We start from the raw sequence: 11781 nt of genomic DNA, 5'->3' as shown, positions 1-11781 counted from the left end.
AACTCCCATATGCGCTAGCCCTGTGTAAGCGGGAGAGGGCTGGGGGTATCAGCTCGCAACTTTTGCATTCTGCCGGGAAATCGCTATTTTCCGCGGCCCGGAGGCCCCTGATGTCCGTTATTGATCTAGCCGCAAACCCGAGCGAGTTGCGTTCGCTCGCCGAACAATCCAACGCCTGGCCGTTCGAGCAGGCGAAGGCCATCGTCGCGCGGCTGAAGAAAAGCCCGAAGGACGAGGTGCTGTTCGAGACCGGCTACGGTCCGTCCGGACTGCCGCATATCGGCACGTTCGGCGAGGTGGCGCGCACCTCGATGGTGCGCCACGCCTTCCGCGTGCTCACCGAGGACAAGATCAAGACGCGCCTCTTGGCGTTCTCCGACGACATGGACGGCTTCCGCAAGGTGCCCGACAACGTTCCGAACAAGGAGATGCTGGCGGAGCATCTCGGCAAGCCGCTGACGCGGGTGCCCGATCCGTTCTCCAACGAGTACCCGTCGTTCGGCCACCACAACAATGCGCGGCTGCGCGCCTTCCTCGATCATTTCGGCTTCGACTACGAGTTCGCGAGCTCGACCGACTATTACACGTCCGGCCGCTTCGACGCGACGCTGCTGAAGATGCTGGCCGCCTACGACAAGATCATGGCGATCATCCTGCCGACGCTGGGACCGGACCGCCGCGCGACCTATTCGCCGTTCCTGCCGATCAGCAAGACCACGGGCGTCGTGCTGCAGGTGCCGATGATCCGCCGCGACGTCGCGGCTGGCACGGTGACCTATGTCGATCCCGATACCAACCAGGAAGTCGAGACGCCCGTCACCGGCGGCAACGTCAAGTGTCAGTGGAAGGCCGACTGGGCGATGCGCTGGGTCGCGCTCGGCGTCGACTACGAGATGGCCGGCAAGGACCTGATCGATTCCGTGAAGCTGTCCGGCGCGATCGCAAGAGCGCTCGGCAGCACGCCGCCGGAAGGCTTCAACTACGAGCTCTTCCTCGACGAGAAGGGCCAGAAGATCTCGAAGTCGAAGGGCAACGGCCTCACCATCGACGAATGGCTGCGCTACGCCTCGCCGGAATCGCTGTCGCTGTTCATGTATCGCGAGCCGAAGGCGGCCAAGCGGCTGTATTTCGACGTCATCCCGCGCAACGTCGACGACTACCAGCAATTCCTCGACGGCTTTCCGAAGCAGGACGGCAAGCAGCAGCTCGGCAACCCGGTCTGGCACATCCACAACGGCAGGCCGCCGCAGGGCGACATGCCCGTCACCTTCCAGCTGCTCCTGACGCTGGTGTCGTCGTCGAACGCGGAGAACGCCGAGACGCTGTGGGGCTTCATCGGCCGTTACAGGCCCGGCGTCAGCCCGCAGACGCATCCGAAGCTGGATGCGATGGTCGGCTACGCCATCAACTACTACCGTGACTTCGTCGCGCCGACGAAGCAGTTCCGCGTGCCTGATGACAGCGAGCGCGCGGCGCTGCAGGACCTGCGCGATGCGCTCTCGCAGCTTGCCCAGGACGCCTCGGCCGAAGACATCCAGAACGTCGTCTACGAGATCGGCCGCCGCGAGCCGTTCCTCGACCAGGTCAAGAAGGGCAAGGACGGCCGCCCCGGCGTGACGCTGGACTGGTTCAACATGCTCTACCAGGTGCTGCTCGGCCAGGAGAAGGGCCCGCGCTTCGGCTCCTTCGTCGCGGTCTACGGCGTGCAGAACGCGGTGAACATGATCGACGGCGCGCTGGCGAGGAGCGCGTAATCCCACTCCACTGTCATCGCCCGGCTTGACCGGGCGATCCAGTACGCCGCGGCAGATGTGATGAATCGAGAAGCCGCGGCTTACTGGATTCCCCGCCTACGCGGGGAATGACCTTGAACTACGTAGCGAAGCCGCGGTGTGACGCACTCAAATCGATCGCAGCACGTAGCGGCGGTTGTCCTTCTGCACCGGGCGCGCATTCATCGGGTAGAGCTTTGCGAACGCGGCGACATCGCTCGCCGCCACCTGGATCGGGGTGGTCAGCAGCAGCCATTCGACCACTTCCGAGCAGGGCGGCGTCGTCAGCGAGCCGGGATAGCGGTAATAGCTGAGCTTCGGCGGCAGCATGGCCAGCGGATCGATGCTCGCATCCGCCTTCACCGCGGGCCCTTCCGCCGCCGGCATGGTCTTGATGATCTTGGCGAAGGATGCGTTCGGCCTGCCCTCGGTCATGAGCACGCCGACGACGGCGAGCCCGCCGGCGTCGTTGCGATGGACGAAATGCGCCTCCATCGGAAAATTCTTGCCGCCGATCATGTGCTCGCTGGGCCGGTGGAAGTGCACCTGGAGCAGCTTGTACTTGACGTCGCCGAGCATCAGCGTGCTGCCTTCGGCGAAATTGAGCTGGATGGTGTGCCCGTTGTTGACGATGGTGTCGGCGCTCTTGCCCCAGCTCAGCTTCAGAACCGGCAATTGCGACTTGATCGTCGCCTCGATGTCGATCGGCGATTGCTGCAGGCCGGCCGCGCAGGCTTTGTTGGCCGCCTCGAGATCGCCCCATTTGGCCGGGCCGCCGGCGCCCTCATAGCTCCAATGCGCGCCTTCGGCGGCGAAGCCCGGCTTGCACAACGGACAAAGTGCGAGACCCGCCAGGGCCTTCAATGCGTGGCGGCGATTCATCGTATTCCCCCTCGAGATGAACTTGGTCGGCAACAGGTGCGCAACCTATGCGAGAGGCGTGGTGAGTCGCAATGGCGGTCGCAACGCGAACTGCGTCATGGTCCGGTCACGCGATCACTGGCTGGCCCACAGGATCCGCGCGATCCACGCCACGTCGCCCGCCGCCATCGTCCATTCGGCCTGCGTCGCATCGAGCGGCTCAAGCTCCAGCGCCTTGGCCGTGCGGCGCTTCAACGTCGCGACCGTCATCTCGCCCGCCTTGCTCCGCACCACCACGCGATCGCCTTTGCGGATCGGCGCGCCGGGCGAGACCAGGACGATGTCGCCGTCGCGATAAACAGGCGCAAGCGCATCGCCGGAAATCTCCAGCGCAAAGGCGTGGCTGTCCTCGGTGGCGGGCAGCGCGATGTCGGTCCAGCCCTTGCCGGATGGAAGGCCGGCCTCGTCGAAAGCGCCGCTCGTGCCCGCCTGTGCGAAACCGAGCAGCGGCACCGAGCGGCCATCGCTCGCGCCGCCGTCGTCGATCAATTTGGCAAAGCTGTCGATCGAGGCGTCAGCCGCGGCCAGCGCTTTTGCGATCGATTCGGTCGAAGGCCAGCGCTCGCGTCCGTCGGCGGTGACGCGCTTGGACCTGTTGAAGGTTGTGGGGTCGAGCCCGGCACGCTTGGCAAGGCCGGACGGCGACAGCCCGGCCCGCGCCGCCAACCGGTCCAGTGCGGCCCAGATCTGGTCGTGAGTCAGCATCCTCTGCGCTTTGGCCTGTCTGACCATGGAAGGTCCAGCCCGTCGCAACTCAGGAAAACTGTCCTCAAATCAACAGGTTTTCCGTTTTTCGCGCAAGAGGCGAGGGAGAACGGCGTTCGTAACGGAGCGGGTACCCGTTCGCGTCAGGAAAACGCGCAAAACGGGAATCTGGAGCCCCCGTTCCGATTTCATCGGCACGGAAAAGGCTCTAAGCCTTGAGTTCGGAAGGGGTGGCCTTTACGGTCGCGCCCGGGTTGCGAGGACCCGCAAAAGACGAAAAAACCCAAAAGACTCAAAGAACAAACAAGGCTGCGGTAGCGGTGGTCAAGATCTACAAAATCTGTCCGGCCTCGGCCTGGCGCGAGGCGGAACGGCAGGGTGTCTACCGGGGCAGCGCAGACGACGCGCGCGACGGGTTCATCCATTTCTCGACCGCGGCCCAGGTTCCCGAGACCCTGCGCAAGCACTATTTCGGGCAGCGCGCGCTGTTCCTGGTCGAGGTCGACGGCGATGCGCTGGGGAGCGAATTGCGCTGGGAACGCTCGCGCAATGACGAGCTCTTCCCCCATCTCTATGGCGAGCTCGATTTCGGCGCGGTGATCGCGGTGATGAACCTCAACACGCGCTCCGACGGCGGTCACGATGTTCCGGAGCTGTTGCCGTGATCCGCGCGTTCGACGCCTTTTCGCTGCCGGTGCTGCGCTGGCTCGATCCCGAAGACGCCCATCGCCTCGCGATCCAGGGCCTGCGCTTCCTGCCGCCGGTCAAGCCGCGTGCCGATGATCCCAAGCTCGCGGTGCGCGCCTTCGGGCTGAACTTTCCGAATCCGATCGGCATGGCCGCGGGCTTCGACAAGAGCGCCGAAGTGCCGGATGCGCTGCTGCGGCTCGGCTTCGGCTTCGTCGAGATCGGCTCGGTGACGCCGAAGCCGCAAGCCGGCAATCCACGGCCGCGGCTGTTCCGGCTCGAGCGCGACGAAGCAATCATCAACCGCATGGGCTTCAACAATGACGGCGCCGAAGTCGCGCTGCGCCGGCTCGCCGCGCGCGCGCAGCACGGCGGCATCGTCGGCGTCAATGTCGGCGCCAACAAGGATTCACCTGACCGCGTCGGCGACTACGTCAAGCTGATCGAGACCTTCGCGCCGGTGGCGAGCTATTTCACCGTCAACGTCTCCTCGCCGAACACGCCGGGCCTGCGCAACCTTCAGGAAGGCGCGCTGCTCGACGACCTCCTCGCGCGCGTGATCGACGCCCGCGAGCGTGTCAGGCAGAAGGCCGGCGACACGCCGGTGCTGCTCAAGATCGCGCCGGATCTGAGCCTGGCCCAGCTCGACGACGTCGTGCAGGTCGCGCGCTCGCGCCGGGTCGACGGCATGATCGTGTCGAACACGACGATCGCGCGGCCGAGCACGTTGCGCGAGGAGATGCGGGCAAAGGAGCAAGGCGGCCTGTCCGGACGGCCGCTGTTCCGCCTGTCGACGCGCATGGTCGCGGAGACCTATGTGCGGGTCGAGGGCGCATTCCCGCTGATCGGCGTCGGCGGCGTGGATTCGGGCGGCGCCGCGCTGACCAAGATCCGCGCCGGGGCCAGCCTGATCCAGCTCTATTCGTCGCTGGTCTACAAGGGTCTCGGCCTCGTCGACGAGATCAAGCGCGACCTGACCTCGACGCTGCTGCGAACCGGGCGGGATTCGCTGGCCGAGATCGTCGGCGCCGATGCGGCGACGCTGACGGCGGAAGACTGGCCGGGGTTGTAGGTCTCGTGCCCCGGACGCCATAAGCGCGTTTACGCGCGTCTTCGACGCGCTATGGCAGCGCGCCGGCTTCGGCGTGGTGCGCTGCAGAGCCGGGGCCCATGTGGCCGCATGCTGGGTCCCGGCTCGCGCTTCGCACGTCCGGGACACGAGAGCTACGGCTTCGCGAACGTCGCCCGATACAGCACCGGATACCTCGCGCCCTGCAAGCCGCCGCGCGCGACGTAGAACGCGATCAGCGCGCTCCACAGGCCGGCATTGCCGAACGATTGCAGCGCCAGCCAGACGGCGAAGAAGATCGCGAGCGACAACAGCATCAGATTGCGCATCTCCCGCGCCCAGGTCGCGCCGACATAGATGCCGTCGAAGCCGAAGGCGAACACGCCGGGGATCGGCGCGAGCACGATGAAGGGCAGAAACTCGCGCGCGGCGCGGCGGACGTCCTCGCTCGCCGTCATGACGTTGATGATATTGGGGCCGAAGCCTGCGAACAGCACGGCGACGACGATGGCGAAGCCGAGCCCCCAGCGCAGCACCAGCCTGGTCGAATCCGCAAATCCCTTGGCGTCGCGCGCGCCAAAGCTGCGGCCGCAGAGCTGCTGCGCCGCATTCGCAAGGCCGTCGAGGAAGAAGGCGCTGACCAGGAGGAAATTGTTGAGCACGGAGTTCGCGGCCAGCGTGACGTCGCCGGCTCGCGCGCCCTTGGCGGTGAAGAACAGGAACACGGCGATCAGCGCCGCGGTGCGGATCAGGATATCGGTGTTCACCGCCAGGAGCCGCATCAGCTTTTCGCGATCGAACAGCGTTGCGCGAGGCACGGCAAAACCGCCGAGTGCATAGCGCCTGCACACGATTACGCCGAGCGCGAAGCCGATCGCCTCGGACGCCAGCGCGGCGATCGCCGCGCCGGCGATGCCGGTGTCGTAGACCAGCACCAATAGGATCGTCGCCACCATGTTGACGAGGTTGATGACGACCTGGAGCGCAAGGGCCGGATTGGCGCGGGCCTGCCCCACCAGCCAGCCGAGGATGACGTAATTGGCGAAGGCGAAAGGCGAGGACCAGATCCGGATCATGAAATAGGTCTTCGCCGCGCGCGTCACGCCCTCGCTGCCGCCCATCAGGTCGAACAGCGCGCCAGCCAACGGCAATTGCAGTGCGATCAGCGCCGCGCCGATCAGGCCGGCGACGATGAAGCCGCGCACCAGGATCACGGTCTGCTCGCGCGTCTCGCCCGCGCCGAGCGCCTGCGCGGTGAAGGCCAGCGTGCTCATGCGCAGGAAGCCGAACAGCCAGAACAGGCAGTCGAAGATGACGGAGGCCATCGCGACACCGCCGAGCAGCGCGGCATCGTCGAGCCGGCCGATCGCGGTGGTCGAGACCACGCCGATCAGCGGCGTCGTGAGGTTCGCGACCATCGCGGGACCTGCGATGGCGAAGACCTGCCGGCTACCGACGCGGTGATGAACGGGTGCGTGCATCTTTCAGAACACGAGCACCATGCCGTCTTCGGCAGCGAGATGCTCGACATCACCCAGGCGCGACAGCATGTCGTCGCTCATATGGGTGAGGACGAGCCGCTTGGCGCCGATGTCGGGCAGATGTTGTTCCAAGGTCTTCAGGCTGAGATGATTCTTGACCACCTTCTCGTACATATAGGCTTCAGCGATGAAAAGGTCCGCGCCATGCGCCAGCGGAATGAGCGTCTCCGTCCATTCGGTATCGGCGCTGTAGGCGAGCGTGCGGCCCTCGGCCGCGACGCGATAGGCGAGGAACGGACCGCCGGATTCGCCGTGCACGACCGGATAAGGCGTCACATTCACCGCGCTGAAGTTTCGGCTTTGCCCGGGTGCGAGCTCGACCACGTTCAGCTCGAAGCGCTGCCTGGTGTTCGAGGAATGCTCGAACAGCGCTTCCATCACCTCACGCAGCCGCCGCTCGATGCCTTGCGGGCCCGCGATCGTCAGCGGCCGCATCCGCCGCGAGAATTGCGCGTCGAGCAGAAAGAACGGCAGGCCGGCAAAATGGTCGCCGTGGAAATGCGTGATCAGGATCAGGTCGATGTCGTGGCGATCGATCTCGAGCCGCTTCAGCGCCGGGAGCGCCGACGCGCCGCAGTCGATCAGGAAGTTCGTTTCGCGCCCGGAGACATGGAAGCAGGTGTTGAGCCTGCCGCCGGAGCCGAAGGCGTCACCGCAGCCGACGAAACGCAGTTGCATCGGCTGCGCACTCCCTCGATCACACCCTTACCGGCCGCGCGGCGCGCCGAACACGCGCGACAGCAGCCAGATCGGGATCACGATGACCGCGCCGAGCAGGAAGTAGCGCCACAGCCAGTTCACCGCATCGAAGCCGAGATCCCACAGGCGCTGGAACAAGAGGCGAATGCTGTGGATGATGTTCCAGGGGTCGAAGCCGATCGTCGCCAGCACGACGCCGACCAGGATCGAGAGCAGCACCAGGCGGAACGCGACGGTCAGCGGCGAGCCGCCGAGAAAGCGGTGCAGGCCGTCGCTGCGGCCGGCCGGCAAATCTCTGACGTCTTGGACCATCGCAAACTCCTGAAGCGGATTCGACCCCATTATAGGGCACGGCGGGGGACATGGGGAACCCGCAAGGGGGCGTCAATCGGGTTACGGGAGTTTAATTCGGGCAGTCGATCACCTCTCCCGCGAGACTATTGAGAGGTTTCCCTGCGGCCATCCTTCGAGACGCCCGCTTTAGGCGGGCTCCTCAGGATGAGGACGGAGTGAGCGGCAGCAGGCGCTGACGCCGATTAGCCTCATCCTGAGGAGACCGCGAAGCGGTCGTCTCGAAGGACGAGGCGCGCGCTCAGGCGCCGCCAAAGTTCGGCTCAGCGCGCGCATCACACCTCGATCTCCGCCGCCTCGGCCTTCAGCATCTTCTCCAGCGTCTCCAGCCGGTCGGCCTCCCGGGGCGGCTTGTCCCAGCGCAGGCGGCTGATGCGGGGGAAACGCATGGCGACGCCGGATTTGTGCCGGGGCGAGCGCTGCAATCCCTCGAAAGCGACCTCCAGCACCAGGCCCTTGTCGCCCTCGTGCACGACATGGCGGACGGGGCCGAATTTTTCCGTGGTGTTGCGACGGACGAAGCGGTCGATCTGCAACAGCTCCTCGTCGGTGAAGCCGAAATAGGCTTTGCCGACCGGCACCAGCTCCTCGCCATTCTCGGTCTCGGTCCAGACGCCGAAGGTGTAGTCGGAATAATAGGACGAGCGCTTGCCGTGGCCGCGCTGCGCATACATCAGGACGGCGTCGATGATGTGCGGGTCGCGCTTCCACTTCCACCATTGGCCCTTCGGCCGCCCCGGCAGATAAGGCGCATCGCGCCGCTTCAGCATCACGCCCTCGACGGCGTCCGCGTCCTCGCCGGCGCCGGCGCTGGCGGGATCGGCGCGTGCGGCCGTCAGCGCCTCCCAGCTGTCGAAGGGCACGGTGGGCGAGAGATCGATGCGGGGATCGTCCAGCTTTGCGATGAATCTCTCCAGCCGCTCACGCCGCTCGGCAAAAGGCAGCTCGCGCAGATCGTTCTCGTCGTCGCCGAGCAGATCGTAGGCGCGCAAGTGAATCGGAAACTCCTTGATCAGCTTCGGCGAGACCACCTTGCGGTTGAGCCGCTGCTGCAGAACGTTGAAGCTCTGCACGCGGCCTTCGCGCAGGATCAAGAGCTCGCCGTCGATCGCGCCCGGCAGGCGCAGCGACGGCACGAGATCCGGGAAGCTGCCCGTGATGTCCTCGCCGGTGCGCGAATAGAGCCGCGCGGTGGTATGGCCGCGCTCGTCGCGCCCGGCGACCGCCTGCACGCGGATGCCGTCCCATTTCCATTCGGCGATGTAGTCGGCGGGATCGAGCGCGGCGAAATCGCCGTCTTCGATCGCATGCGCCAGCATCACCGGGCGGAACGGCGCGGGATCGCGGTTGACGGGCTTGTCGCCGCGGCCCTCCAGCCAGGCGAACAGGTCGAGATAGGGCGGGACGAGGCCCGGCCAGATCAGCTCGACCTCGTGCGGGTCCTTGTCGCCGAGCGCAGCGGCGGCGGTCTTGGCGAGCCGCGCCGAGATGCCGATGCGAAGCGCGCCGGTGACGAGCTTCAGCAGCGCCCAGCGGCCGGTCTCGTCGAGCTCGTCGAGCCAACGTTCGAGCTGCTTCGGCAGCTCGGTCTTGCCGAGCGTGCGCAGCGTGGTGACGACTTCGGTGAGGCTCGGCGGGGGTGGGTTGTTGTGGGCGGCGAGCGCGGTCTTCGGCCACATCAGCGCCACCGTCTCCGAGAGATCGCCGACATAGTCGTAGCTCAGCCCGAACAGCACCTCATCCGTGCGTGCCGCGATGAGATCGCGGATCAGCGCCGGCTTGGCGTGCTTGAAACTGAGTGCGCCGGTCAGCGCCGCCAGCGCATAGCCGCGGTCGGGATCGCCGACCTCGCGGAAATAGCCGGTGAGCAGCCGCAGCTTATTGTTGCGGCCGGGCTCATAGGCGAGGCGGTCGAGCAGCTCGGCGAAGCGGTTCATGCTTCGGCCTCGCCTTGAATGGGCGTCTCGCTCTCCTCCTCGTCGCCATAGCCGACGAGATCGAGCGGCTGCGCCTTCAGGCCCTTGCTCCGGCACCAATGCACCAGCGCATCTTCCTGGCCGTGGGTGACCCAGATCTCGCCGGCGCCGGTCGCCGCGATGGTCGCGGTGAGGCCGTCCCAGTCGGCGTGGTCGGAGATCACCAGCGGCAGCTCGACGCCGCGCTGCCGCGCCCGGGCGCGCACCCGCATCCAGCCCGAGGCGAAGGCGGTGACGGGATCGGGAAAGCGCCGCGTCCAGAGATCGGATGTGGCCGATGGCGGCGCCAAGGTGATGGTGCCGGCGAGCGCCGCCTTCTTCATGCCCTTCACGGGCTTGAGCTCGCCAAGATCGATCCCGCGGCTCTGGTAGTAATGCGTGATCGTCTCCATCGCGCCATGCAGGTAGATCGGCGCGTCGTAGCCGGCCTGCCGCAGCAGCTTGATCACGCGCTGCGCCTTGCCGAGCGAGTAGGCCCCGACGAGATGCGCGCGCTCCGGAAACAACGCGACCGAAGCCAGCAGCTTCTTGACCTCGTCGCTGGCATCGCCATGCCGGAAGACCGGGAGCCCGAACGTCGCCTCGGTGATGAAGACGTCGCACGACACCAGCTCGAACGGCGTGCATGTCGGGTCGGGCGCGTCCTTGTAGTCGCCGGAGGCGACGATGCAGGTATCCTTGCACGAAACGGCGATCTGTGCGGAGCCCAACACGTGGCCGGCCGGGTAAAACTTGACCTTGACGTCGCCGAGCCGGATTTCCTCGCCATAGCTGATCGCCTGGGTCGAGCCGGCAAAGTTCTCGCCATAGCGCAGCCGCATCATGTCCAGCGTTTCCTGCGTCGCCAGCACGGCGCCATGGCCGGCACGGGCATGGTCGGAATGGCCGTGGGTGATCACGGCCCGCTCGACGGGCCGGACAGGGTCGATATGGAAGCCGCCGGGCTTGCAGCACAGGCCGGCAGCATTTGGCAGCAGGATGTCTTGCGGGCGCATGCCTGTTATATAAGTCGAGCCATCACATCTTCGAGTCAATTACCCGTTTCGTTTCCTGGTTCCTCAATGCCGCTCCGCCTGTTCCTGACCTCCGGCGATCTCATGGCCGACCGCCGCTTCGAGTTCGCGCGCGACCTCCAGCTCAAGGGCGACCTGCCCGCCGCCGCCGACCTTCTGGAGCAGGCGATCGAGCTCGCACCTGATTTCACCTCGGCCTGGTTCACGCTCGGCGAGATCCGTCAGCAGCTCGGCGAGCGCGACAAGGCCATCGCGGCCTTTCGTGAAGCGCGGCGATGCGACCCCGAGGATCAGCACGGCGCAGGCCTGCACCTGATGCGGCTCGGCGATACCGAGATGGCGGAGATGCCCAAGGCCTATGTGCAGGCTTTATTCGATCAATACGCGCCGCGGTTCGAGCACGCGCTGATCAACGATCTCGGCTATCGCGCCCCCACGCTGATCTTCAAGGCGGTGCTGGCCGCGCGCGTCGCCGCCAAGAAGCCGGCCTACTTCAAGCACGCCATCGACCTCGGCTGCGGCACCGGCCTTGCGGCAGCCGCGTTCGCCAAGCAGGTCGACCATTTCACCGGCATTGATCTGTCGCCCGGCATGATCAAGGAGGCGCGGGCGACGAACCTCTATGCCGCGCTCGAAGTCGCCGACATGCTCGAGGGCCTGCGCGGCAAGCTGGATGCCAGCGCGAACCTCATCGTGGCCGCGGATGCGTTCGTCTATCTCTCCGATCTCGCCCCTGTTCTCACCGAGGCAAAGCGCGTGCTCGTCTCAGGCGGCGTGCTTGCCTTCACGCTGGAGACGCACGACGGCAGCGGCATCGTGCTCGGCGACGGCCTGCGTTATGCCCATTCCGCGGAATATGTGCGCGGCGCCATCGCCAAGGCGGGGTTGAAGCTGCTGACCCTGGAGCCAGCCTCGCCGCGCAACGAGAACAACGAGCCCGTGCGCGGCCTTGTCATCGTCGCCGAGAAAACTTGAGTCTAGGCGCTAACGCCTGACGATTTGAGCGTCATTGCGTCGCAAAGCTGCGACTTCCCACTTGCGAGCCGA

At 66.0% G+C, this 11781-nt stretch carries 11 protein-coding genes; 4 read left to right on the top strand and 7 right to left on the bottom strand.

All coding sequences use genetic code 11. From position 1 onward, the window contains the following. The first annotated feature begins 110 nt into the window (after window positions 1–110). The gene (locus DCG74_RS07230) at window positions 111–1754 is read left to right on the top strand and encodes a lysine--tRNA ligase (RefSeq protein ID WP_172786083.1); all 1644 of its coding nucleotides are present in this window, start codon (window positions 111–113) and stop codon (window positions 1752–1754) included. Between the two features lie 147 nt (window positions 1755–1901). Here the strand turns inward: DCG74_RS07230 and DCG74_RS07225 are convergent, their stop codons facing one another. Then, window positions 1902–2654 (bottom strand): carbonic anhydrase, encoded by a 753-nt coding sequence (locus DCG74_RS07225; protein ID WP_172786084.1) that lies wholly within the window; start codon window positions 2652–2654, stop codon window positions 1902–1904. Window positions 2655–2768: 114 nt separating this feature from the next. After that, window positions 2769–3425, bottom strand: coding sequence for a helix-turn-helix transcriptional regulator (locus DCG74_RS07220; RefSeq protein ID WP_172786085.1), 657 nt, complete (start codon window positions 3423–3425; stop codon window positions 2769–2771). A 293-nt stretch (window positions 3426–3718) separates the two neighbouring features. Here DCG74_RS07220 and DCG74_RS07215 point away from each other — a divergent pair, with 293 nt between their 5' ends. Continuing rightward, window positions 3719–4063: a DUF952 domain-containing protein gene (locus DCG74_RS07215; protein WP_172786228.1), complete on the top strand. Its 345-nt coding sequence runs from the start codon at window positions 3719–3721 to the stop codon at window positions 4061–4063. Continuing rightward, a complete protein-coding gene (locus DCG74_RS07210; protein ID WP_172786086.1) occupies window positions 4060–5157 on the top strand; it encodes a quinone-dependent dihydroorotate dehydrogenase in 1098 nt (365 codons plus the stop codon). The genes DCG74_RS07215 and DCG74_RS07210 overlap by 4 nt, the downstream gene beginning before the upstream one ends. 152 nt (window positions 5158–5309) lie before the next feature. Here the strand turns inward: DCG74_RS07210 and DCG74_RS07205 are convergent, their stop codons facing one another. From DCG74_RS07205 to DCG74_RS07185, 5 genes are all read right to left on the bottom strand, one after another. Further along, complete coding sequence (locus tag DCG74_RS07205) at window positions 5310–6635, bottom strand: MATE family efflux transporter (protein WP_172786087.1); 1326 nt, start codon at window positions 6633–6635, stop codon at window positions 5310–5312. 3 nt (window positions 6636–6638) lie between these two features. Beyond that, on the bottom strand, window positions 6639–7373 hold the full coding sequence (locus DCG74_RS07200) for an MBL fold metallo-hydrolase (protein WP_172786088.1): 735 nt from the start codon (window positions 7371–7373) through the stop codon (window positions 6639–6641). A gap of 27 nt (window positions 7374–7400) precedes the next feature. Next, entirely contained in the window at window positions 7401–7706 is a 306-nt protein-coding gene (locus DCG74_RS07195) for a DUF6460 domain-containing protein (protein ID WP_172786089.1), read from the bottom strand. 314 nt (window positions 7707–8020) lie between these two features. Next, the gene (locus DCG74_RS07190; protein ID WP_172786090.1) at window positions 8021–9682 is read right to left on the bottom strand and encodes an ATP-dependent DNA ligase; all 1662 of its coding nucleotides are present in this window, start codon (window positions 9680–9682) and stop codon (window positions 8021–8023) included. Then, window positions 9679–10716, bottom strand: a complete 1038-nt coding sequence (locus DCG74_RS07185; protein WP_172786091.1) for a ligase-associated DNA damage response exonuclease — start codon at window positions 10714–10716, stop codon at window positions 9679–9681. The genes DCG74_RS07190 and DCG74_RS07185 overlap by 4 nt, the downstream gene beginning before the upstream one ends. 66 nt (window positions 10717–10782) lie before the next feature. On the opposite strand from DCG74_RS07185, the gene DCG74_RS07180 reads away from it, so the two are divergent. Beyond that, the gene (locus DCG74_RS07180; protein WP_172786092.1) at window positions 10783–11709 is read left to right on the top strand and encodes a class I SAM-dependent methyltransferase; all 927 of its coding nucleotides are present in this window, start codon (window positions 10783–10785) and stop codon (window positions 11707–11709) included. Window positions 11710–11781 lie beyond the last annotated feature (72 nt).

It is taken from the genome of Bradyrhizobium sp. WBAH42 (assembly GCF_024585265.1).
Lineage (GTDB): Bacteria > Pseudomonadota > Alphaproteobacteria > Rhizobiales > Xanthobacteraceae > Bradyrhizobium.
The sequence above is the reverse complement of the archived record's forward strand: the minus strand, read 5'-3'. Positions and strand labels throughout refer to the sequence as shown.